The sequence below is a fragment of the Pseudomonas sp. BF-RE-21 genome, assembly GCF_019947305.1.
Lineage (GTDB): Bacteria > Pseudomonadota > Gammaproteobacteria > Pseudomonadales > Pseudomonadaceae > Aquipseudomonas > Aquipseudomonas migulae.
Window position 1 is genome coordinate 203,875 of record NZ_JAGYGF010000003.1, and the last position, 23,893, is coordinate 227,767.

Consider the following 23,893-nt stretch of genomic DNA (forward strand, 5'->3'; position numbering starts at 1 on the left):
GCCGCTTCCCTTCGCGGTGGACTGATCGATGACGTTTTCCTCACGAGACCTCAGTCGCGGGTTGTGCCTGTGTTTGCCGGCGCTGTTATCAGGCATGGTCCAGGCAGATGAATCGCAGGGCTTGCTGGCCGGCGCGAAGCTTGAAGTGCTGAGCCGAAACTTCTATCTCAACAACGACTATCGATCCCCGACGCCGGCAGGCAAAAGCTACAAAGCCGAATGGGCTCAGGGCTTTATCAGCTCTTTTGAATCCGGTTTCACCCCCGGCACCCTCGGATTCGGACTCGATGCCCACGGCTTTCTAGGATTGAAACTGGACGGTGGCAAGGGCCATTCCGGGACAGGATTATTGCCGCTGGACAGCGACGGTCGCAGCGAAGACAACTATTCCAGTGCTGGCGGCGCGTTGAAAATCAAGGCATCGAAAACCACGTTGGCCTTCGGTGAAATGATGGTCGAAACCCCGGTGTTCGACACCGCGGATAAACGCCTGCAACCCGAGTACGCCAGCGGTTTTCTGGTGAACAGCCACGAGATTGAGGGGATGAATCTGGTCGCCGGCCACTTCACGGCGTTCAAGAATCAGGACGGTGCTTCGGGCAAGGACAACTTTTACGGCTACGGCGCCAACACTGAAGCGGGCGGCATTTCTATTCTGGGTGCCGACCTGTTTACGCAAAGTCCGTTCGGCGCGGCCCTCTATGCTTCAGAGCTGACCGACACCTGGCATCAGTACTACGCCAATCTGCACCTGAAACAGTCCGGCTGGTTCCTCGACGCCAATCTCTATCGCACGCAGGACACAGGCCAGGCGTTGGCCGGTGCTATCGACAACACAGCGTTCAGCCTGTCAGGCAAATACACCGTCGATGCCCACGCCTTCACGTTGGCCTATCAAAAGGTCAACGGCGATACCCCGTTCGACTTCGTCGGTGGCGACTCGATCTACCTCGCCAACTCGATCAAATACGCCGACTTCAACGGTGCCCACGAGCAGTCCTGGCAAGCTCGCTACGACCTTGATCTGGGCCTCTATGGCGTTCCCGGGCTGAAATTCATGACCCGTTATGTCACAGGCAGCCAGATCGACGGTACGCACGCACCCAAGGGTGGCGCCTACAACCCGTTCGATGAGTCGGTCGGTGCGTACAGGCCGCTGCAAGGTGATGGTGGACGGCATTGGGAGCGAGACATCGACTTGCGCTACATCGTGCAGTCTGGATCGGCCAAGGGCTTGTCGCTGCAACTGTCCCATGTCTCGCACCGGGCCAACAGCGCCCAGGCGGGCGATGATATCGACAGGGTTTATGTCGTTATCGAGTACCCGCTGAGTTTCGGCCGTTTCTGATAATCGTCAGCCGGCGTGCTCGCACTCTCAAGCAGGCTCGCTCCCACAGGGGTTGGCGTTTATCATGACCGCCGAAAACAACCCTGCCTTGTATGAGAATGAGCATGACCTTCGATTTTGATCAGGTGTTCGACCGCCACAACACCGGCAGTACCAAGTGGAGCCGCTACCCGGCCGACGTATTGCCGATGTGGGTTGCCGACATGGATTTTGCCGCGCCACCGGTGATCATCCAGGCCCTGCAAAAACGTCTGGAACACCCGTTGCTCGGCTACAGCGTGGCGCAGGATGACTTGCGCAATGCCATCGTGACCGACCTCTGGAACAAGTACGCCTGGCGCGTCGAGCCGCAGGAGCTGGTTTTCCTGCCGGGCGTGGAATCGGGTTTCAACATGGCCCTGAATGCGCTGGTCCAGCCGCAACAGAATGTCGTGGTGCAAACGCCCAACTACCCACCGCTGCGTCATGCACCGGGGCATTGGGGCCTGAACAAGGTTGAACTGAATTTCGAGCCGATGGCTGATGGCACGTACGCCACGCCGCTTCAGGCCTTGCGCCAGTCGCTGGAAGGCGGCGGTGCACTGCTGCTGAGCAACCCGCACAACCCGTTGGGCAAAGCGTTCCCAAGGGAAGAACTGCAAGCGGTGGCCGATATCTGCGTGGCGCAGGGCGCCTGGATCATTTCCGACGAAATCCATGCCGAACTGTGCTTCGACGGCCGCCAACACATACCCACCGCGTCGTTGAGCCCGGAAATCGCCCGGCGCACCATCACGCTGATGTCGGCGAGCAAGGCCTACAACATCGCCGGCCTGAAGACTTCGTTCATGATCATTCAAGACCGCGCCCTGCGCGAGCGCGTCAACCATGCACGCTGCGGCATGGTCGACAGCGTCAATCCGCTGGGCATGGAAGCGACACGTGTTGCCTACACCGAAGGTGCTCCGTGGCTGGCCGCGCTCAAGGACTACCTGCAAAGTAACCGCGATTATCTGGTGGAAGCCGTTCGCACGCGCTTGCCCGGCATCAGCATGAATGTGCCTCAGAGCACCTACCTGGCCTGGCTCGACTGTTCGGCGCTGGGGTTGGAGAACCCGCAGCAGTTCTTCCTTGAAAAGGCGAAGGTCGGGCTTAGCCCTGGCCTGGATTTCGGCGATGACAGCCAACAGTTCGTACGCCTGAACTTCGGCTGCCCGCGCGCGTTGCTGGAGGAAGGCATCGCACGGATGGAGCGCAGTTTGCGCGACCGCTAACAAGCCCCCCTTGCCGGCGATGACATCCGCAAGGTCACCGCAGGGTTCAAGGGCCAATCGCCGGCAAGCCGGCTCCTACAGGGATTTGTTGCGGCACACATCCCTGCCAGCCACCTCGTACCTTGTAGGAGCTGGCTTGCTAGCGATGACGTCCGCATGATCACCGCACGGTTCAAGGGCCAATCGCCGGCAAGCCGGCTCCTACAGGAATTTGTCGCGGCAAACATCCCTGCCAGCCACCTCGTACCTTGTAGGAGCTGGCTTGCTAGCGATGACGTCCGCAAGGTCACTGCAGGGCTCAGGGGCCAATCGCCGGCAAGCCGGCTCCTACAGGAATTTGTCGCGACACACATCCCTGCCAGCCACCTCGCACCTTGTAGGAGCTGGCTTGCCGGCGATGGCGTCCGCAAGGTCACTGCAGGGCTCAGGGGCCAATCGCCGGCAAGCCGGCTCCTACGGGCGCGGGAGAATAAGCGCGTACGCTTGAAGAGCCGGGCGGTTTGTTACCGTAATGTCGAGGCGATGATTTCCACCAGGTTGAGTTGCGTGAATGGTTTGGACAGGCGCGGGAGCCTGGTCGCAAAGCCTTCCAGCCGCTCGGCGTAACCCGTGGCGAGGATGATCGGCAGGTCGGGCCTGATGCTTCGGATCGCCTGCGCCAGTTGCGCACCGTTCATTTGCGGCATGGCCATGTCGGTAATGACCAGGTCGATGACCTGTTCGCTGTCGAGCACTGTCAGCGCTTGAGCCCCGGATACCGCACTGATCACCTGATGCCCCAAATCTTCGAGCAACAGGCAGGTACTGGTCAGCACCAGGCTGTCGTCATCCACCACCAGTACGCACAGACGAGGCACCGGCGGTGCGGCTTCCTCCTGGGCAGGCTTGGCGATCGAACCCTGCGTCGCGACGGGAATCCACAGTTCGGCCGTGGTGCCCTTGCCCTTCTGGCTCTTTAGAATGAATCGCCCGCCCAATTGTTCGATGAAGCCATGCACCATCGACAATCCCAGCCCCGTACCTTTGCCGACCCCTTTGGTGGTGAAGAACGGGTCCATCGCCACGGCGAGTGTGGCGTCGTCCATGCCCTCCCCGGTGTCATTGATGCTCAGGCAAACATAACGACCTGTCATTGGCCTGAGCGAGGAATGATCGCCGGCGTCTTCAGAACGGGCGCTGATCAGGAGCTTGCCGCCATGGGGCATGGCGTCGCGGGCATTGGTCGCCAGGTTCAGGACTGCCAGTTCGAGCTGGTTTTTGTCGGCCCAAACAGGCTCGATCGTTTCCGTAAAACGGGTTTCGAGGACTACGGAAGGCCCGAGGGAACTGCGCAACAGGCCGGTGATGCCCTCCACCAACGTCGGTATCTCGACGGACTCGGTCTTCAGTTCCTGTCGCCTGGCAAAGGCCAGCATGCGCTGGGTCAGCGCCACTCCGCGCAAGGCGCCTTGAGTGGCGTTGTCCAGCAATCGGGTGATCTTCGAATCGTCCCCGATTCGCTTGCGCACGATTTCCAGATTGCCAAGGATCACCGTCAACAAATTGTTGAAGTCATGGGCAATCCCCCCGCTCAATTGCCCGATGGCTTGCATTTTCTGCGCTTGGAAAAGCGCCTCACGGGTTTGTTCGAGCGCCTGCTGAGCGCGGGTCGCTTCAGTGATATCCCGGGTGATCTTGGCGAAACCGAGCAACGTCCCGGTATCGCCCCAGATCGGATCGACCACGACATGCGCCAGGAACCGCGTGCCGTCCTTGCGCACTCGCCAGCCTTTGTTCTCGAATCGCCCCTCACGGATGGCAATGTCCAGCGTGCGCTTCGGTTCACCGGCTGCGCGGTCTTCCGGGGTGTAAAACATCGAAAAATGCTGACCGATCACTTCTTCGGGCAAGTAACCCTTGATGCGCTGGGCACCAGGGTTCCAGTTGGTCAGCCGTCCGTCAGCGTCGAGCATGTAGATGGCGTAGTCCGTGACACTTTGCACCAGCAGCCGGAACTGCTGTTCGCTTTGCTTGAGCACTTCTTCAGCCATTTTGCGGTCGGTCAGGTCCCGGGTGATCTTGGCAAACCCCAGCAACTTGCCCGTCGAATCGAGGATCGGATCGATCACCACATGGCACCAGAAATGCGTACCGTCCTTGCGCACCCGCCAGCCTTCCCCCTCGAATCGCCCTTCGCGAATGGCGGTGTCCAGGGCTCGTTGGGGCATCCCCTTGAGACGGTCCTCCTCGGTGTAGAACCGCGAAAAATGCTGACCGAGGATTTCCGCTTCCTCATACCCTTTGAAGCGTCGAGCGCCGGCATTCCAACTGGTAATGATGCCGTCGGGATCAATCATGTAGATCGCATAGTCAATCACCGCATCGATCAACAGGCGAAAGCGCCCGTCCTCGATGGTGCTGGCTTTGCCTCGATCTTCGTTCATTGAGCCCTCACGTCGTGATTGTTTTTTGAGGAGTATGCGACAAACCCGGGGTTTGGAAAGCCGAAATGCCCCGCTCGACGCAAAGTCTTATCGGTTTGTGTATCTGACAATGCAGGCATACAAATCGTTGTATACGAAACTCGGAACCTGCTGGGTATGACCCGCGATCTTGAGCAGCGCCAGATGGCACTCCTTGATGATTTCGTGGTGACCATTCACCGCAAAAACAGGGTTATCAATAATCCGCGAGTAAACGATGTGCTCAAAATGCCTCAGGGTTGTCGTTTTGGTCAGCGAACCGTCGGCATCCACGGTGTAAGTGCTCTGAGCCCGTATCGCCCGTTCTTTCAACACGCCGAATCCGCGTTCGTACACAGTGATTTGCGAACCGCTGATCGCCTTTGAAGCTGTCTCGATGGCCAGGATGATCGCTTGTGCATACCCCATGCTGGCAGCCAGTGTTGATCCCGTCAGAAATCTTTCCATTTCCTGGTTTTCGAGGCTGTTGAGTGCTCTCTTGATGCTCGACACATGAGCGAACTCTTGGGTGCAGCCAACGATATGAGTCTCGAATTGATAACCGGCGGCAGTTGCCGTCGGCGGAAAAGACGCGAAATCGAGGCTGTCGAATGCGCACTCCATGACGATGTTGTATTTGCCGACAAATGCCTGCGTAAAGATCATCGCGCTGACCTCACGTACAAACGCCTCTGTATGCTCATACGCATGCAGAACGCCAAGCTTGATCATCTCGGTGTAGTGAGGGTGTTTTTTCCGGTATTCGGGCAGGTACAGGCGCACGTAGTTTTTGTAGCGGCCCGAAGGCAGAAGACTTTTTTCAAGCAGATACGTTTTGCCAGATCCCTGCAGGCCGGCAACGATCAGCATTTTCGGGGTTGCCTCGGCCGTGATGCCGCTGAACAGCGTCGCTTTTATTTCATCGAATGACGCCGTGACCTGCTCTTGGGTGTACGTATAGTTCGGTGCTGCTGACATACCTTGATTTCCTTATCAAAGACTGGCTGAAAGTGATGATTGCCTCTATGAATAAAGCGGGCATTCGCCACTTGTTCAAATGCCTGAGTTTTTCAAGGTATGTCGATGTTTTTTAAGGTAAAAAATCCTACTCAGCCGAGAGCGAAATCGCTGGGGCAACCGACCACCAGCGCGGCAGCAGTTGCTTGACCTTGCTGTCGCCAAACCGGTCATCGATCAACATAACCACCCCCTCATCCTGCTGGGTGCGGATCACTCGCCCCGCAGCCTGCACCACTTTCTGCACGCCGGGAAACAGGTAGGTGTAGTCGTAACCGGCCCCGAAAATCGCGGCCATGCGATGTTTCAACTGTTCGTTGACCGGGTTGAGTTGTGCCAGGCCCAAGGTGGCGATAAATGCACCGATCAACCGCGCGCCGGGCAAGTCGATGCCTTCGCCAAATGCCCCGCCCAGCACTGCGAAGCCGACTCCCTGGCTGTGCGCGGTGAATTGATCGAGAAAATCCTGTCGCCGGGCTTCTCCCATGCCCCGCGATTGCGCCCACACAGTGATGTGCGGGTGTTTTTCGGCCAGCAACTGCGCCACTTGCTGCAAGTAATCGAAGCTGCTGAAAAACGCCAGGTAGTTGCCGGGGCGTTGACTGAACTGCCGGGCAATCAGCTCGACGATCGGCGCCAGGGACGACTGTCGATGGACGAACCGCGTAGAGATCTGACTGACGATATGGACCTTCAACTGGTCAGCGTGAAACGGTGATTCGACATCGATCCACACCGTGTTCGCCGGCGTCCCGAGGAGATCCCCATAGTAATGACGCGGGCTCAACGTCGCGGAAAACAGCACGGTACTGCGTGCGGCCGTCAGGCGCGGGCGGATGAAACCGGCAGGCACCACGTTGCGCAGGCACAGTTGCGAGAGCGACTTTTTGCGCTCGAGGTCCCGCTTGCTGATGTCGAACAGAAACTGTTCATCGAAGAGTTCGGCAACGCGGCAGAATTGCAGCATGTCGAAATAAAACGTCTGCAATGCACTGTCCAGGCCCTGCGGGTGATCATTGAGGTAATCGCCAATGCTCGCACTGCACGAGGACAGCGCCTGAAGCAATTTTTCCGGAGGCTTATCGTAGGCCTGATACGCACCAAGTTGCAGGTTATGCAGGGCGCTCCACTCACGATTGACCCGTTGCAGGGATTTTTTCAACGGCTCGGGCGCGGTTTTACGCACGCCGTTGAGGGCCGACTGGTCGAGACCGGCGCTGTACATCTGCCGGCCGCGCTCCACCAGGTTGTGGGCTTCGTCCACCAGCACCGCGACTTTCCAGTTATTGGCCTGGGCCAGCCCGAACAGCAGCGCACTGAAATCGAAATAATAGTTGTAGTCGGCGACCACCACGTCTGACCAGCGGGCCATTTCCTGGCTCAGGTAATACGGGCACACCGCATGTTTCACGGCCACCTCGCGCAAGGCATTCTGGTTCAACAGTGACAGCTCGCTGGCGGCCTGGCGCGCGGCCGGCAAGCGATCATAGAAGCCTTGGGCCAATGGGCAGGATTCGCCGTGGCAGGCTTTGTCCGGATGTTCGCAGGCCTTGTCCCGGGCGATCATCTCCAGAACCCGCAGCGGCGGCGCATCCGCGCTGTCGAGGATCACCTGCGCAGCATCGAGCGCCAGTTTGCGCCCCGGCGTTTTTGCCGTAAGAAAGAACACCTTGTCCAGTTGCTGCGGCGCCAGCGCCTTGAGCATCGGAAACAGCGTGCCAAGCGTCTTGCCGATGCCGGTCGGCGCCTGCGCCATCAGGCACCGGCCGGTGCTGACCGCCTTGAACACCGACTCGGCCAAATGCCGTTGGCCCGGACGAAAGCCTGCGTGGGGAAACGCCAGTTGCTGCGCCGCGCCGTTGCGCGCCTCGCGATGGGCCATTTCCTGTTCGGCCCAATGCAGGAACAGTCGGCAATGCTGCTCGAAGAACTCCTGCAATTCTCCAGCGCTGAAGGCCTCGACCAGACAGGTTTCCTTTTCGCTGACGATGTCGAAATACACCAGCGCCAGGTTGATCTGTGCCAGGCCCAGTTTCTGGCACATCAACCAGCCATAGACCTTGGCCTGCGCCCAATGCAGTTGACGATGGTTAGCCGGCTGTTTGCTCAAGTCCCCGCGATAGGTTTTGACTTCTTCCAGGCAGTTTTGCGCCGGGTCGTAGCCGTCCGCCCTGCCCTTGACCTTCAACGTCTGGTACAGACCTTCAAGCGCGACCTCACTCTGGTAACCCTCGCTACGCCGGGACGCCACCGTACGGTGGCCGACGATCCCCTCCAGTGCCGTCGGCGAGGGCGTGAAGCGCAGGTCGAGGTCCCCGACCTTGGCGGTGAATTCACACAACGCCCGCACCGCGATGCTGTAGCTCAAGCGCCCTGCTCCGCCCACTGCACGTAGCAAACAGCAATCGGCATCTGGTGTTCATGGCAGAACTCGAGCCAGCGCAACTGGTTGTCCTGCAGGCGATCACCGGGGCCTTTGACTTCGATCATGCGGTAGGTCTTGTGCTGCGGCCAGAACTGGATCAAGTCCGGCATGCCGGCGCGGTTGGCCTTGATGTCCAGCAGCAGGCGGTTGAACCAGTGTTTGAGGTGCTCAGCGGGCAGGCAATCGAGGGCCTGTTCAAGCAGTGGTTCGCTCAACGCGCCCCAGAACACGAAAGGCGACTGCACGCCCCACTTGGCGGTGTACCGCTCACGGATGGTCTGGCGGTAACGTCCGTCATCCAGCTCGGCGAGGCAGGCCTGAAACAGGTCGGCCCGGCGCGCCTGGAAGTCTTCATTGAGCAAATCCGCCGGCCCGCGCTGGAACGGGTGGAAAAACGCCCCCGGTAACGGCGCAAAGATTGCCGGCCAGCACAGCAACCCGAACAACGAGTTGATCAGGCTGTTTTCGACGTAATGCACCGGCGCCGATTCCTCCGCCAGATGCGCCTGAACGTAAAACTCCACCGACAGCGTCGGGTCGGTTCTAGGCAGTTGCAGATCGAGACGCTGCATTTCCCGTGGAGAGGATCGTTTCACTGCCGGCCCGCCGAGTTTGCGCCGCAGCCTGGGCACCACTCGCAGTAATTGCTGTTGTTCGGCGGCGCTTTCCGGCGATTGCCCGGCAGCAACGGCCAGGTCCATGGCCAACTGATACTCGCCGCAGCGCTCCAGCACACGAATCAACCGCGACCGTGCGCCAGGCCAGGCGCACTCGCGGTATATGCCCAGGGCATTGGCAAAATCCGCCACGCGTTCGCAGTGCTGACCGATCTGGAACAGCAATTTGCTGCGCCGTATTTGCAGCCAGGGATTGCTCAGCGCCAGCCCGTTAATCTGCCCGACAACCGTCGCCACCGCTTCACCGGCCTCGAACTGCTGCTGACAGTCATGGAGAAACAGGCAGGCGTCCACGTCCTCGCGACTGCGCAAGCCGCGGGATTCGGCGCAGAACTCGACTTTTTCATAGGTAAAAATGCCAAGGTCGGCAAGCACGAACTCCGACCAGTCCTGGTAAAGGTTGCCGAAAAACATCAGGCGCAGGCGATCGCACAAGCCCATGATAGTCAGGCTGAACAACCGATCATCCAGTGGCGCGCACCACTGATTGAAGGGTTGAACCTCGGGAAACCGTTCGCTCAATGCAGGCAGCCAGTCGGACTTTTTCCCTTTGGGCTGATCGATGGCGGCACCGAAACATTGAAGGATTTCGGCCTTGAGCAACGCCTCGAACACCTCGTCGAGCGGCAGCGGCGACTGCTCATCGATCCAGCCCTGGGCCAGCAGCGGCTCAGCGGCCATGGCAATGTCGCCGATCTCGACGTAATGCAGTTTGCTCGCCCTGAAGTGAACGCCCTTGCGCATGACCATCCGGACCAGGAGCGCACGGGGTTCCCGGGGCAGTCGATTGAACTCACGGATGAAGCATTGCTCCTCGACACTCAATACATCGGCATAACGATGTTCAAGCCAATCAAGCACTTGCATGAAGTTGTTCAAGTAATAGAACGGATCGTCGAGGGGATTTGTGGTCACAGGGAAACAGGGCCGCGGCGTACGAGTACTGGTTATGCGTACAGATACCAGCTACGACCCGTCCGGTGCAAACGGAAAAGGATAAGCGGCGGCGCGATCCGGTTTTTTTTGGGTGGCCCATCGAACTTTCTGGGGATCCGTCGCACCAACGGCGGTAGAAGTGCAGCGGCGATTGAAGGATTTGAAGCAGTCGCGCTGATTTTTGGAGGATGAGAGGTGGTTATGAATATCAAGACACTGGGTTTGCCACTGGTAGCGGCAGCCCTTCTGGCCCTGGCCGGTTGCTCGACGCCAACGGTGGTGACACTGCAGAACGGCACTCAATATTTGACCAAGGACATGCCAAAAGCCAATACCAAAGAAGGCTTTTACGAGTTCGAAGATATTTCCGGGGCGAAAGTGAAGGTCAAGGTTAATGACGTGGCCACGGTTCGCAAGGAAGACTGAAGACCGCGTTATCGTTCATCGCCGGCAAGCCGGCTCCTACAGGTCATGCGTCGTTCATGAAAACACCGATAACCTGTAGGAGCCGGCTTGCCGGCGAAGAGGCCCTTACCGGCGCCACATCACCTTCATGCGATGACGACATTGGCCAGGCTATCCAGCCCAACCCCGACCAGCGTCACCGAATCACCGCCAAACGTCAGCACCGTGTCTTGCCCCACAACCGTGGCATGGGCGCGTACGTCATCATTCGGCGCCACCCCCTGAACCCCGAGAAACACCAGTTTGTCGTTCGCCTGATAACCCACGATCCGATCCTGGCCAAACGCGCCACTGAACAGGAACGTATCGATCCCGCCACCCGCCTCCATCAGGTCATTTCCTGCCCCGCCCACCAACACGTCGTTGCCTTGGCCGCCCACCAGATGGTCGTTGCCGTCCAGACCAAACAACCAATTACCGCCGGGATGCGCCTTCAACGTATCGGCCCCTGCTCCGCCCTTCAGCGTGGACGCGTACTGCGTCAGGTCATTGCCCACCGCAAGGCCGTTGGCGGTGACCTTGTGGGTCACGTCATCCTTGAACAGCCCCCAGAGGAACCCCGGCTCCTTCGTGACAATGCTGCCGATGTCGCGGGTGATGCTGATGCCGCCCTGCGCATCGCGGATGTACAGGTTCCCCGCGCCGTCATTGGCGAAATCGAAGTTTTTCACTGACTGCTGCAGATCCAGCACGTTACTGCCCTTGCCACCCAGCACGATGTTGTAGCCGCCGCCGTCGCGGAAGGTGTCGTTGCCGTCGCGGCCTTCCAGGTAATCATTACCCTTGCCGCCCTGGATCAGGTCGTTGCCGTCGCTGCCAATGATGAAGGTGCTGCCCTTGTGGGTTTCGGCGTTGCGATTGAGGTCCTGAACCCAGGTGCTGCTGCGCGCCGGGTCAGAGAGGTTGGCAACAATGACGGTCGAGTCCTTGCTGGTGAGGTCGTAGAACTTCGACTCCAGCACCCGCGTCATGCCATCGCCATACCCCGTGGGCAGGTGGGAAATCCAGGTCGGAATATTGAGGATGGAATACGGCAGCACATTCCACGCCGTCGAGGCGTAATGATCGTTGAAGCTGACAATGTTGTTGGTCGCCGAGTCCTGATGCGCATCGTGCACGCCCAGCGACGACAGGTTGAAGGACGAGCCGTCGAGCGCGCGGAACACCGGGTCATTCTCATAACCGACGTTCAGCACTTTATCGGTGCTGCTTTGCGTCGGTGAGGCGTAGGCAATGTAGTTGGCATCCTTGTAGAACCCGGCCCACTTGTCGTTGCTCAGGTCCGCCAGGCTATTGACCGCCAGCCCGCCAAGGCTGTGACCACTGACCAGCACGTCCTTGCCCGACAAGCCATTGGCCCGGGCAAACGCGGCAACATCGGCAAGCAAGTCGCCGAAGGCCTCGCCCACGTAGTTTTTCGCGTAATCCTTGGGGCCCAACGCGGCCAGCACGTCGTTGATCACGTCGGCGATCGAATCGCTGATCAGGCTCTCCCGAGGTCCACTGGTGCCGCGAAAGGCCACGCCGATTTCGCTGAGATGGCCCTGCGCATCGTATTTTCCGAGGATCTCCACTTGGGCGCTGGCGTACCCGGCCTTTTCGCCGAAGAACGTACCGCGTGCATCAACTTTGCCGTCGTAACCCAGCTGCGCAGCGGTGATCGGCGTCCAGCCGGCTTTCTGCACCGCCGCCAGCGCGGCTTTTTCCGAATCCGGGTTCCACGGCACGCCGGGAATCACGCCCTGGGAGTCAGTACCGCCAATCAACGCGGTCACCAGCGTCGCCGGCAAACCCAGGCCGAAGCCATTGTGCTGATAACCGGTGGCAAAGCCGTTATCGAGGTTGTGATAGGAGTACAGCGTGATCGCCATGGCGTCGGTGAACAACGCCTTTGAATCTGCTGTGCCGAAGTTTTTGTAGTCGTACACACCCATGGTAAAGCCTCTCTTTTGTTGGAATTGTCAGAGATCTTTCCGGCGTTCCTTCGGGCCTTGCCCAAATGCTTCGTCAACCTTGGCCAGGTCTTGCTCGTTCAAGGTGCCGGCGTAGTAATGCAACTTGGTCCATGCCATCAAATAGTCGTAGCGGCTTTGCGCGAGATCGCGACGTGTGGTGTAGAGCTGCTGTTCGGCGTTCAGCGCGTCGAGGTTGACCCGCTCACCGCCGAGAATGCTCTGCCGGGTCGACACCACCAGCGCTTCGGCGGACGTCAGTGCTTTCTGATAGGCCCGCAGCTTGTTCACCCCCGACAGGCACGCGCTGAACTGGCGACGCAACTCGATCAGGGTTTCCCGTGTCTTGCCGTCCAGTTCGTATTCGGCCTGCTCCATGGCGCGGCTGGCCTGACGGGTCGACGCCGAGACACCGCCACCGGCGTACAGCGGGACGTTGACTTCGATGCCGATGGTGTTGGTGTCGTAGCGCTGGTTGTAGGTGTTGCCGCTTTCCGATTCGTTCTGGCGCACCGTTGCGTAGGCGCTGACTTTGGGCAGGTGCCCGGCGCGATTGCGCTCCACCTCGTAGCGCGCCACTTCCAGCGCCTGACGTTGCGAGGCCAGGGCCGGATTGTTGGCGACCGCCATCTCATGCCAGGTGTCGTAATTGGCCGGTTGCAGGGTGAAGGTCTGGAACTGCTGATCCAGCGGCGCTAGATCGCTGATGTCGACGGCCGGCACGCCGATCAGCGCGCCCAGTTCTCGCAGGGACGCGTCCTGTTCGTTGCGGGCTTCGATTTCTTCGGCGATTGCCAGCTCGTAGCGTGACTCGGCTTCGAGGATGTCGGTGCGCGTGCCCTCGCCCTGACGGAACAATTGCTCGTTCTGCCGGAACTGTTGCTCGAAGGCTTTCTTCCTGGCCTGGGCGATGTCGATCTGGTCCTGGGCGAACAGCGCCTGGGTGTAGTTCTCCAGCACCCGCACCAGCAATTGCTGGCTCTTGCCGCGAAAGTTCTCATCGGCGAACAGCGACTGCGCCACGCCTTTGCGGTACGTCGCGTAGGCCTCATAGTCCAGCAGCGGTTGTTGCAGGGTCAACGACGAACCGTAACTGCTGTAGTTGCGGTCATCGCTCTGGTTTTGCCCGCGCTCGTTGAGGTAAGTGACTTTGGAGGTGTTGCGGCCCTTGTTGTAGTTGTAACCCAGTTTCGGCAGCAGCCCGGCACGGCCGATCGCGCGGTTTTCAAGGCCGGCGTCGCGCTCCTTGATCGCGCCGAGGAACACCGGATCATTGCGCAACGCTTGCTCGTAGAGATCGAACGGCCCCATGGCCATTGACGGGTTGCAGGTCAGCAGCACGAGGCTCGCCGCGAACACAGACAGCTTATTCATACAGCGCAACATCCTTATTCCTCGGTCAACGCGGAACCTGCCCGATCGAGCAGCGGCTTGAACAGATAGTTGAGGAGCGAACGTTCACCGGTGCGCACGAACATTTCCGCGGGCATGCCGGGCTTGATCACCAGGCCGTTGAGTTTTTCCATGGCGTGTTCGCTGACGCTGCTGCGCAGTACGTAATACGGAGCGCCGGTTTTCTCATCGACCATCTGGTCGGCGGAAATCAGGCTGACTTCGCCGGGAACCCGTGGCGTGCGGCTCTGGTTGAACGCGGTGAACAAAATGTCCACCGGCAAGTGCGTACCGACCTTGTCGATCAGGTTGATCGGCAGATGCCCTTCGACTTCCAGGCGAGTGCCCTGCGGAACGATTTCCAGCAGGGTTTCGCCCTGGCGCACCACCGCGCCTTCGGTATGCACCCCAAGGTTGACCGCGATGCCGTCGGCGGTGGCGATGATTTCGCTGTGCTGCAAGTCGAAACCGGCGGAGGTCAGTTGCTCCTCCAGCGTCACGCTTTTGAGCTGCGCGTCGGCCAGCTGGGTGCGGACTTCTTTCTGGTACTCCTCGATGTGTTGTTGCAGTTTCAGCCGCGATTCGAGGATGCCCTGCTCCACCCGGCCGCTTTCGCCGGTGTTTTCTGCCAATTGTTGTTGCACCTGCGACAGTTGGCGCTGGTACTCCATCAGCCGATTTCGCGGGATGTAGCCGTTGTCCGCCAGCGGCTGAAGGTTGCTCAGTTGCTGTTGCAGGGAACTGGCCTGGGCGGTCAAGTCCGAGCGTGCGCGGCGCATGCCGGCCAGTTGCGCGCCAGCGCCTTCGATGCTGGCGCGCAAGGCAGCCTGCTCGCGGGAAAACGCTTCACGGCGGCTGCTGAATAACTGCCGCTGGCCTTCCAGTACCAACGCCAGACGCGGGTCGGGATCGTTGCTCAGTTCGGCGGAAAAACTCACCTGCTTGAGGTTGTCCCGTTCGCTTTGCCAGCGCGCCAGGCTGGCCCAGGCCATGCGGTATTGCGCTTGCAGGGATTGCACGTCGGCGGCGACTTGGGTCTGGTCGAGTTGAAACAGCGGCTGCCCTTGCTTCACCGCTTGACCTTCGCGCACCAGAATCCGGCTGACCACCCCGCTGCTCATCGATTGCACCGCTTTGCGCTTGCCCGAGACCACCACGGTGCCTTGCACCGGAATACCTTGGTCGAGCGGCGCCAGGCTGGCCCAAGTGAAGAAACTGCCGGCGCCGACGATGGCCAGAATCCAGCCCATGCGCGCAAAAAAACGCGCATCGCGCTCGGGGCGTTCGGCGATGTAGTCGTGTTCCATGTTGGCTTCGTTGAGGTTGCTCATACGCCCGAACTCCTTGTCGAGGGCTGATACTGCCGGCTCATGCTCAGCCCACCCGGTGCCTGCGCAGGCTTTTGTTCCTGTGCACCGGAAAGCGCCTTGAGCACGTCCTGGCTCGGGCCGAACGCTTGCAAACGACCGTCGTTGAGCACCAGCAACTTGTCGGCCTGGGCCAGCGCCGAAGAGCGGTGAGTCACCAGGATCACGCTGGTGCCCTGGGCCTTCATGTGCGAGATGGCACTGGCCAGCGCCGCTTCGCCGACGGTGTCGAGGTTGGAGTTCGGTTCGTCCAGCACCACCAGGCTCGGCTTGCCGTACAAGGCACGCGCCAGTGCCACGCGCTGTTTCTGACCGCCGGACAAGCCACTGCCGTCCTCGCCAAGCAGCGTGTCGTAACCCTGAGGCATGCGCAGGATCAGTTCATGCACACCCGCCTGTTGCGCGGCTGCGACGACGGTATGCGGATCGGCCTCACGGAACCGGGCGATGTTTTGCGCGATGCTGCCGCTGAACAGTTCGATGTCTTGCGGCAGATAACCGATGTAGGGACCGAGTTCGTCGCGATTCCAGCGATGGATATCGGCACCGTCGAGGCGCACCGTGCCACCAAGGGTCGGCCAGACGCCGACCAGCACTCGGGCCAGGGTCGATTTGCCGGAACCGGAAGCGCCCAGCACGCCGAGCACTTCGCCGGCATCCAGGCTGAAATTGACCAGGTGCAACGTCGCACCACGCTGCCCCGGAGGACCGGCGCTGACCTGTTCAAAACGGATGTGGCCCTTCGGTGCCGGCAGCGCCATGACGTCGTCGCTCGGCGGGAAGGCTTGCAGCAACGCATCGAGACGGCGGTAAGCGAGCTTGGCGCCGCTCCACTGTTTCCAGACCGCGATCAATTGATCGATGGGGCTCAGGACGCGGCCCATCAGGATCGAACCGGCAATCATCATCCCGGCGGTCATGTCGCCCTTGATCACCAGCAGCGCGCCCAGACCCAATACCAGGGATTGCAGGCACAGCCGCAGGGTTTTGCTCAGGGAACTGATGACCGCGCCGGTGTCGCTGGCCTTGTTCTGCTGGCCGAGGAAACGCGAATGCACCTGGAACCAGCGATGACGCAAGGCGCCGAGCATGCCCATGGCTTGAATGGTTTCAGCGTTATGCAGGTGACTGGTGGCCATCTGGCTGGACTTCTGGGAGAAAACCGCCGCGTCTCCCAAAGGCTTTTTGGTCATGGCCTCATTGAGGCACGCCAGCCCGATCAGCACTACCGCGCCCGCTGTGGCAAACACGCCGAGCCAGACGTTGAACAGATAGATCACGAGCAGGTACACCGGGAACCAGGGGGCATCGAAGAAGGCGAACAGCGCCGGGCCGGTCACGAACTGGCGAATGTGAGTCAAATCCCCCAGCGACTGCCCGGCGTTGCCTTCGCCCCTGAACAAATTGCGCTCGAAAGCGGCCTGATAAACCCGCAGGTTGAAGCGGCGCTCCAGTTGGCTGCCGATACGAATGACGATAAAACTGCGAATAATCTCCAGCAAGCCAATAAACGCAAAGAACCCCACGACCATCAGCGACAACATGGCCAGCGTGGTTTCATTTTGCGATGACAGCACCCGGTCATAGACCTGGAGCATATATATAGAGGGCACTAACATCAGAATGTTGATTAGCGCCGTAAAACAACCGACGCTGATCAGAATGCTCTTGTAATCACCCAGCGCCCTTATTAACGGCGTGGAAACCGGGTTATTCGCCATCTTCATGGGCTCTTCCTGAGGTGTTATCCCTCGCCTGCCTGACGAGGTCGTTACTTACACTTTAATAACAACTTGGCGCATCTCGATTAATCAAGCGGATGCTCAAGTATTATGATCAGCCCGGACTTTGAAGTGCCTCGATACAGCCCGTCGCGCTGACGACTGAAAAACACAATCTTCGACCCTTCCTTGCCGGTGAGCGCGATGCCGTCGGGCTCCGGGAACCAGCCGACCGGTTGCTCCTCCAGCCATTCGACGAGGCACTCTGTGCCGTCGCCCAACGTCTGGTTGGCTTTGAATTCGAGGGGGCAAACGATCGACGGGTTGTCTTGCTGCGTCACCCGCCATTTTCCCGCCAGCTCCGACGGGTCTGCCAGCTTCAGGCTGCTTGCCATGGCTACATCTCCAAAAAACATCATGAGCGCGGCTAACAGCCACACGTTTGTTTTGCAGGTAAAAGCGTTACAAATCATAGGCGTTTCACTCAGGGTCGTGGCTCAAGTGACAAAGGGCGGCGCATCGGCGCCGCCCTCCTTTTGCCTTGAATCAGGCCACGATGTCCGAGTACGCCGCCTGGCCGACGGTGCTGACCAGGAAGTCCGCCACGCCATGCCCGGAGAAGTCCACTGACAGCAGGCTGTTACCACCTGAGGTCGTCAGCACTGCATCGCCCGCCGCACCCGTGAATGCGCTCACGAAATGCAGGCCTGCACCGTTGGTGATGCCGGTCAGGTCGATCTTGTCGAGGCCGCTGACAAAATCGAGGATCTGGTCGACTGCACCCGGTTTGGAGTCGCTGCTGGCGGCGAACACGAAGGTGTCCGAACCGGTGCCGCCCCACAACTTGTCCGCACCGCCCGCGCCGTAAAGGATGTCGTTGCCGGCACCGCCCTTCAGCTCGTTGGAAACACCGTTACCGATCAACAAATCATTGCCCGAACCGCCAATGGCGTTTTCGACGGTGACGCCCTTGGCGATGGACACGTTACCCACCAGGCCGCCAACGTCGGAGAACGAGGTCTCATTGAGGTTGATCTTCTGGTTTTGGGTAAACCCGGAGAAATCCAGGGTGTCCTTGCCGCCCGCATCCCACACCGAAAACACGACCTTGTCCGCCGACGAAGACGCGCTCAGGAAATCGCGACCGGTGTTGGAGTTGAAGCCGTAAGTGGTGTCACCGGTGCGAGTGGTGGTGTTGGCGCCGTAGAGTTTCTGGATGGCCGCGATATCGTCGATCAACGGGCCCGACGCATAAGCTTCGACGCCGCCCTTGCTGAAGTTCTGGCTGGTATTGCTTTCACTCCAGTAACTCATGACGCTGTAGCCGCGGGTGTCTTGCCCGTAGGACGCGTCGTTGTAGGTCGGTGCGCCTTCACCGGCGTTGTAGTCGCCGGGGTGAGCCAGGCCAAGGGTGTGCCCGATTTCGTGGGTCAGGGTTTGCCGGCCGTAGTTGTTCAGGTCCGGGGTCTTGTTGGGCGTGTAGCTGCTGTTGATCAGGTACCAGGAAGTCCCGTCGTAACCTGCGCCCGTGCCAGGCAAATAAGCGAATGCCGCTGCGCCGTCCTGGCCGCCGCTGTAGTTGCCGAAAGTCATGTGACCGTCGCCGCCGGTGGCCTTTTCCGTGAAGGTGACATTGGCGACGTCGGCCCAGGATTGCAGGGCGAGCACGGTCTGGCCTTTCTGCTGGGCACTAAACTGACTGAACCCGGTAATCCCGTGCTTGTTCATGGTGCTCGACGAGGCCGAGGTCAGGAACGTGTAGGTCAGTTCGATTTTGCCGCTGCCGTCCTTGTCCTGGTAAGCAGCTCCGTCGCGCAGCAATTGGGTGGCTGCCTGATCGACGGAAAACGAGGGTTTGCCATTGACCGTCAGATTGCCGCCACGGTCATACTGATGGCTGAAACTATTGATCTGGTTGAACGCAGAACTGGGAGCCGCCAAGGCTTGAAATGGCTGGAATGCCTGTTCAGCGGAATCAATAGCGCTGTCTTTTACTTTCGACATAAACACACTTCCTTGTTTTGCTATGGAACAGTTTTTTTAGATAGCAACAATCTCTGGCGAGATCGTCCTATCACTCGCCCAATGAAGGCGAAAGAAAACTGACACAATTTGAAATCAATCGTCCACTACTTTTTTGGCGTCAAGTTTGCGCACTTCAGAATATGCCCGAAAACAATAGGCGTGATTAGAAGTCGGCGTATCTAAAATAGTGAGCCAGCGTTATTGTCGGACAATCTACAATTTAAATATTAAATAAAAGTAAGTTGCCGGGATCAAAATCGTCCGACTATTGGCGTTTTGATTCGCGCACTTCCATGGGTAAAAATTAGACTTTTCGAAGAATGAGACCACACTGAATACCGGGTTAACTTTCTTCGCGGACCTCATGAAATGATCCGGGTGAAGTCGAGATGAAAAGGGTCACGCCCTTGTGGGTCGCGCTCATTACCGCCAGTGCCTGTGCGGCAACGAGCCTGTGCGCGAATGCCGGGACTACTACGGTCCTGGCAACCAGCTTCGACTGCGCCAGGGCCAGCGCTGCAATCGAGAAGCTGATCTGCCGCACCCCACAACTGAAGCAGATGGACATTGAACTGACGCGCCTCTATCGCCTCGCGCTCACAGACGATCATTCCGTACCGCGGCCTGACAAAGTCGAGATCGAACAACGGTTCTGGGTGGACGCCCGCAATCGCTGCTCTGCCGAGGCGGAGCCCAAGGCCTGCACGATCCGCAGTTATGCCGAGCGTGCGCATCAGCTACGGCAGGGCTCAGTGATTGCACGAACCAAGGATCCAAGCAGGCTCACTGACGGCCCGGTAGCCTTTCGTTGCACCGGACTCAACGCGTTGATCGCCGTCACTTACTTCAATGTCGAGCCGCGTGTCGTGTACCTGAAATGGGCGAATACCTCTGCCACCCTTATCCAGGTGCCAAATGATTCCGCAACCCAATTCAACGGCAAGGATTACCGGGGGAGCTACAGCTTCTTGCAGAACGGCAGCGATGCCTTGTTCCAGATACCCGGCTCGGGGCAAATGAGTTGCACGGTCGAGCCGGTCGGCTGATTGCGCAACGGGACATCCTGTCCCGATGCGTTGGTGCAACCTGTCAGCTGCCCGTGCGAATCTTGTTCCACACCCGTGTCCGTATCCGGTCGATGTTCAGCGGCATCGCTTCCAGCGCGAACAGTTTTCCCATCATTTCCGGGCTCGGATAAACCTTGGTGTCGTTCTTGATTGCCGGGTCGATCAGGCTGTCAGCCTGTTCGTTGCCATTGGCGTAGTGCACGTAGTTGCTGATGCTGGCCATGACGGCCGGGCGCAACAGGTAGTCCATGAAGGCGTAGCCGGCTTTCTCGTCCGGGGCGTCGGCGGGCATGGCGACCATGTCGAACCAGATGGCGGCGCCTTCCTTGGGAATCGCATAGCCGATGTCCACGCCGTTCTTGGCTTCCCTGGCGCGGTTTTCGGCCTGCAGGATGTCGCCGGAGAAACCGACCGCCACGCAGATGTCGCCGTTGGCGAGGTCGCTGGTGTATTTGGACGAGTGGAAATAGCTGACGTAAGGCCGGACTTTCATCAGCAGCGCTTCAGCCTTCTTGTAGTCTTCCGGGTTTTTGCTGTGATGCGGCAAGCCCAGGTAGTTCAGCGCGGCCGGCAGCAGCTCGGGCCCGTTGTCGAGGATAGCCACGCCGCACTTCTGCAGTTTTGCCATGTTTTCGGGTTTGAAGATCAGGTCCCAGGAATCCACGGGCGCGTTATCGCCCAGCACCGCTTTGACCTTGGCAATGTTGTAGCCGATGCCGGTGCTGCCCCACAGGTACGGAAAGCCATGCTCGTTGCCCGGGTCGTTGGTTTGCAGGGTTTTGAGCAGTACCGGGTTGAGGTTCTTCCAGTTCGGCAACTGGCTCTTGTCGAGCTTCTTCAGCGCCCCGCCCTCAATCTGCCGCGCCATGAAGTGGTTGGACGGGAACACCACGTCGTAACCGGATTTGCCGGTCATCAACTTGCCGTCGAGGGTTTCGTTGCTGTCGTACACGTCATAGCTGAAGCCGATGCCGGTTTCTTTCTGAAAGTCTTTGGTGGTGTCCGGGGCGATGTAGTCCGACCAGTTGTAGATCTTCACGGTGTCGGCGGCGTGACTGAGGCTCACTACGAGCGCCAGGGGAGCGAGTGCCAGGGTCTTTCGGATCATGAGTGGATTCCTGTGTGAGTTTTTGTTGGCAGGCAATCAGAGGATCAAAAAATCAAAACGTAGGTCTTGCGTACGGTTTCCTGGATGTCCCAGATACCGAGGCTGTTGGCTGGCAACATCAGTGCGTCGCCGGCTTCTATGTGGAGGGTTTCACCGTCATCCGGGGTGAAGGTGCAGCGCCCCTGGATGAAATGACAGAATTCCTGGGCCACGATCTGCCGACGCCAACGGCCAGGGGTGCATTCCCAGACGCCGGTTTCGACACCGTCGTCGCGTTCGACGCTGGTGGTGGACGCCACCGCCACGGGAGTTCCCAACGGCACGGCGACCGGGTTTGATTCGTCCAGTTTCAGGGTTGCGGTGTTCTTGAACTGCGTGATGCCCATGGGAGTACCTGTCTATGGAGAAAGCGCCGATTACTGCATGAAACCTTCCATGAACCCGGCGACCCCGCTGGCCAGCTTGCGTCGCCAAGGCGCGGTAGCCGGGTTGGCCAGGGTCTGGTCTTCATGGACGAAGCTGCGGATGATCGCGTTGTAGCCGAGCCAGCGGCAGGGCTCCGGTTCCCAGGGCTTCAGTGCATCGAGACCGCCCTGAGGGATGACCCATGGCTGGCGAACCAGCTCGGTATCGCGTTGCAGGATCAAGTCGGCCAAGGTCCGTCCACCCAGGTTGCTGGCACCAACGCCCTCCCCGCCATAACCGCCGGAAATCGCAATGCCGCTCGCTTGATCGCACAGCATGTGCGGCTTGAACCGCCGGGACATGCCGAGGTTGCCGCCCCAGCCATGGGTAATACGTACGTTCTTGAGTTGCGGGAAAAGTTCGCCGAACAGGTAACGCCGCAAGTCGACTTCACTGGCGGTCAGGTCGAAGTCATGGCGCAGCTTGCCGGCAAACTGATAGCCACCCCGCGCGCCGAACACCAGGCGGTTGTCCGCCGTACGCTGACCGTAAGTCACCTGGCGACTGTTTTCGCCGAACGCCTGCCCGTGGCTCAGGCCGATTTCGTCCCAAGTGGCGGCGGACAGCGGTTCGGTGGCGACGATCAGGCTTTGCACCGGCAACTGATAACGCCCCAGCGGAGGCAGCGTGGTCGCGTACCCTTCTACCGCCGGAACGATCCAGCGGCTGCGCACCATGGCCTTCGCCGTGCGCAGGCTGCCCGATTGCCAGTGGGTGACCGGACTGTTTTCGTAAATCCTGACGCCCATGCGTTCGACCGTCCGGGCCAGACCTCGCACCAACTTTGCCGGGTGCAGGGTCGCCACGTGCGGTGCATAGATACCGCCATAAGGCTTGGCGATTCTGATCTGTTGCGCCAACTGCTCGGGGCTGAGCCAGCGGTAATGGCTTTCCGTCAGGCCCTGGCCATACAGTTTGTCCAGATACTGTCGCAGGCTGGTTTCCTGTTCCGGATACCGCGCCGCGCAATACAGCGCCCCGCCTTTACGGTAATCGCAGGCGATGCCTTCTCGTTCGAGGACAACTTCAACTTCATCGGGAATGCTATGCAGCAGGTCATACGACGCCCGCCGCTGCCCGGCCGGTAAATCGGCGAGCAAGCGGTCTTCCCCCAGGAGGTTGCCCATCAACCAGCCGCCATTACGCCCGGAGGCGCCAAAACCGGCGGTCTGCGCTTCAACGATGGCAATGTTCAGGCCCGGCGCCAGGCGCTTGAGGTAGTACGCGGTCCAGAGCCCGGTGTACCCCGCGCCGATGATGGCGACGTCGACGTCAAGATCGTGTTCCAGCGCCGGACGCGCCAACAACGGCTCGTCGAGTTGATCCATCCACAAACTGATAGTGCGCCACGCCGGCATGCAAGACTCCGCCACTCAAACTTCGATGGCGTTGATCCTAGTGCGTGGGCTTAGAGGCTGTCTTGCGCGCGTGCACGCAAAGAAATTTGTTTGACGTAGGCCTTGGGCGACAGACCAGTGTGCTGGCGGAAACAGCTGTAGAACGCCGAGAGCGAATTGAAGCCGGCAGCAAACGCCAGATCGTCGATACGCAGTGGCGGCGCGGCGTTTTCCAGTGCGGCGAGCACATGTTGCAAGCGCGCCTGGTTAACGTAGCGGTAGAAACTCTGGCCCAGCACCTGGTTGAGCAGATAGGACATCTGATTGCGGCTGTACCCGCACGCCTTCGCCACCCGTTGCAAATCGAGCTCCGGGTCCAGATAGGGTTGCTGGTGCTGGAAGTACTGTTGCAGGTCCTGCGCCATGAAACTCAATTGACGCGGCGACAACCCGAGCCGGCTGACGGCCGGGCGTGCACTGTTTGTGGTTTTGCTGACGGGCTGCTCATGCACCAGCGAGGCGTATTCGTTGACACGCCAGATCAGACCGTCGCGGACGGTAATCGCCTCGCTGGCCCGAAATGACACCAACCCTTCACCACCGCGCAGAGTAATGCGGTACTGAATGAACGCGGTGTTGCCGTCCAGACGGATGCGGTCCGAGTGCTCCAGCGCTTCATCCGGATCGCGCGGCATGCTGCTGCGCACGTACTCGCGCAACTCGTCCAGCCCCATCACGCGGTTCTGGAAGAAGTCGCTGTACTGGATGTCCGGGTGATACAACGCCATGACACCGTCCAGGTCGCGGTGCTTCCAGCGCAGGTGATAGCGCATGACCGTCTCGCTCGTGGCCTGGGTTTGCAGCGGACCATCATCATCGGCATGCATAAAGGACTCG

Annotated in this window: 18 protein-coding genes; 4 read left to right on the forward strand and 14 right to left on the reverse strand. The window is 59.6% G+C overall.

Annotated features, from left to right (window positions below):
- Positions 1 to 28: 28 nt before the first annotated feature.
- Both KGB25_RS04060 and KGB25_RS04065 read left to right on the forward strand, forming a co-directional pair.
- Positions 29 to 1,348 (forward strand): OprD family porin, encoded by a 1,320-nt coding sequence (locus KGB25_RS04060; protein ID WP_223434315.1) that lies wholly within the window; start codon positions 29 to 31, stop codon positions 1,346 to 1,348.
- A 104-nt stretch (positions 1,349 to 1,452) separates the two neighbouring features.
- Positions 1,453 to 2,601 carry a MalY/PatB family protein gene (locus tag KGB25_RS04065; protein WP_223434316.1) on the forward strand — a complete coding sequence of 383 codons (1,149 nt, stop codon included), beginning with the start codon at positions 1,453 to 1,455 and terminating at the stop codon, positions 2,599 to 2,601.
- 503 nt (positions 2,602 to 3,104) lie between these two features.
- Here the strand turns inward: KGB25_RS04065 and KGB25_RS04070 are convergent.
- The 4 genes from KGB25_RS04070 to KGB25_RS04085 form a co-directional block, all read right to left on the reverse strand.
- Positions 3,105 to 5,024, reverse strand: a complete 1,920-nt coding sequence (locus tag KGB25_RS04070) for a PAS domain-containing sensor histidine kinase (RefSeq protein WP_008026336.1) — start codon at positions 5,022 to 5,024, stop codon at positions 3,105 to 3,107.
- Between the two features lie 87 nt (positions 5,025 to 5,111).
- Positions 5,112 to 6,020 carry a zeta toxin family protein gene (locus KGB25_RS04075; protein ID WP_223434317.1) on the reverse strand — a complete coding sequence of 303 codons (909 nt, stop codon included), beginning with the start codon at positions 6,018 to 6,020 and terminating at the stop codon, positions 5,112 to 5,114.
- A gap of 127 nt (positions 6,021 to 6,147) precedes the next feature.
- Entirely contained in the window at positions 6,148 to 8,427 is a 2,280-nt protein-coding gene (locus tag KGB25_RS04080; protein WP_223434318.1) for an ATP-dependent DNA helicase, read from the reverse strand.
- Complete coding sequence (locus tag KGB25_RS04085) at positions 8,424 to 10,076, reverse strand: VRR-NUC domain-containing protein (RefSeq protein WP_411740524.1); 1,653 nt, start codon at positions 10,074 to 10,076, stop codon at positions 8,424 to 8,426. The genes KGB25_RS04080 and KGB25_RS04085 overlap by 4 nt, the downstream gene beginning before the upstream one ends.
- A gap of 222 nt (positions 10,077 to 10,298) precedes the next feature.
- On the opposite strand from KGB25_RS04085, the gene KGB25_RS04090 reads away from it, so the two are divergent.
- Positions 10,299 to 10,523, forward strand: a complete 225-nt coding sequence (locus KGB25_RS04090) for a YgdI/YgdR family lipoprotein (protein ID WP_008026328.1) — start codon at positions 10,299 to 10,301, stop codon at positions 10,521 to 10,523.
- 125 nt (positions 10,524 to 10,648) lie between these two features.
- Here KGB25_RS04090 and KGB25_RS04095 read toward each other — a convergent pair whose 3' ends face one another.
- The 6 genes from KGB25_RS04095 to KGB25_RS04120 all read right to left on the reverse strand — a co-directional run bounded on the left by KGB25_RS04095 (position 10,649) and on the right by KGB25_RS04120 (position 18,998).
- The gene (locus KGB25_RS04095) at positions 10,649 to 12,496 is read right to left on the reverse strand and encodes a polyurethanase (protein WP_223434319.1); all 1,848 of its coding nucleotides are present in this window, start codon (positions 12,494 to 12,496) and stop codon (positions 10,649 to 10,651) included.
- Positions 12,497 to 12,523: 27 nt separating this feature from the next.
- Positions 12,524 to 13,900, reverse strand: coding sequence for a TolC family outer membrane protein (locus KGB25_RS04100; RefSeq protein ID WP_223434320.1), 1,377 nt, complete (start codon positions 13,898 to 13,900; stop codon positions 12,524 to 12,526).
- A 2-nt stretch (positions 13,901 to 13,902) separates the two neighbouring features.
- Positions 13,903 to 15,237: an HlyD family type I secretion periplasmic adaptor subunit gene (locus tag KGB25_RS04105; RefSeq protein WP_223434321.1), complete on the reverse strand. Its 1,335-nt coding sequence runs from the start codon at positions 15,235 to 15,237 to the stop codon at positions 13,903 to 13,905.
- Positions 15,234 to 17,000, reverse strand: a complete 1,767-nt coding sequence (locus tag KGB25_RS04110; RefSeq protein WP_223434322.1) for a type I secretion system permease/ATPase — start codon at positions 16,998 to 17,000, stop codon at positions 15,234 to 15,236. The genes KGB25_RS04105 and KGB25_RS04110 overlap by 4 nt, the downstream gene beginning before the upstream one ends.
- 80 nt (positions 17,001 to 17,080) lie before the next feature.
- The gene (locus KGB25_RS04115; RefSeq protein WP_207284344.1) at positions 17,081 to 17,467 is read right to left on the reverse strand and encodes an AprI/Inh family metalloprotease inhibitor; all 387 of its coding nucleotides are present in this window, start codon (positions 17,465 to 17,467) and stop codon (positions 17,081 to 17,083) included.
- Between the two features lie 73 nt (positions 17,468 to 17,540).
- Positions 17,541 to 18,998, reverse strand: coding sequence for a serralysin family metalloprotease (locus KGB25_RS04120; protein WP_223434323.1), 1,458 nt, complete (start codon positions 18,996 to 18,998; stop codon positions 17,541 to 17,543).
- A gap of 410 nt (positions 18,999 to 19,408) precedes the next feature.
- Here KGB25_RS04120 and KGB25_RS04125 point away from each other — a divergent pair, with 410 nt between their 5' ends.
- Positions 19,409 to 20,065: a lysozyme inhibitor LprI family protein gene (locus tag KGB25_RS04125; protein ID WP_223434324.1), complete on the forward strand. Its 657-nt coding sequence runs from the start codon at positions 19,409 to 19,411 to the stop codon at positions 20,063 to 20,065.
- Positions 20,066 to 20,108: 43 nt separating this feature from the next.
- On the opposite strand, the gene KGB25_RS04130 is transcribed toward KGB25_RS04125, so the two are convergent.
- From KGB25_RS04130 to KGB25_RS04145, 4 genes are read right to left on the reverse strand one after another with little or no spacing between them, the layout of a single operon-like run.
- The gene (locus KGB25_RS04130) at positions 20,109 to 21,194 is read right to left on the reverse strand and encodes a polyamine ABC transporter substrate-binding protein (RefSeq protein WP_223434325.1); all 1,086 of its coding nucleotides are present in this window, start codon (positions 21,192 to 21,194) and stop codon (positions 20,109 to 20,111) included.
- A 44-nt stretch (positions 21,195 to 21,238) separates the two neighbouring features.
- Positions 21,239 to 21,580 (reverse strand): cupin domain-containing protein, encoded by a 342-nt coding sequence (locus tag KGB25_RS04135; protein ID WP_008026311.1) that lies wholly within the window; start codon positions 21,578 to 21,580, stop codon positions 21,239 to 21,241.
- A gap of 30 nt (positions 21,581 to 21,610) precedes the next feature.
- Positions 21,611 to 23,017, reverse strand: coding sequence for an NAD(P)/FAD-dependent oxidoreductase (locus tag KGB25_RS04140; RefSeq protein ID WP_223434326.1), 1,407 nt, complete (start codon positions 23,015 to 23,017; stop codon positions 21,611 to 21,613).
- 50 nt (positions 23,018 to 23,067) lie between these two features.
- Positions 23,068 to 23,883: a helix-turn-helix transcriptional regulator gene (locus KGB25_RS04145; protein ID WP_223434327.1), complete on the reverse strand. Its 816-nt coding sequence runs from the start codon at positions 23,881 to 23,883 to the stop codon at positions 23,068 to 23,070.
- Positions 23,884 to 23,893: the final 10 nt, after the last annotated feature.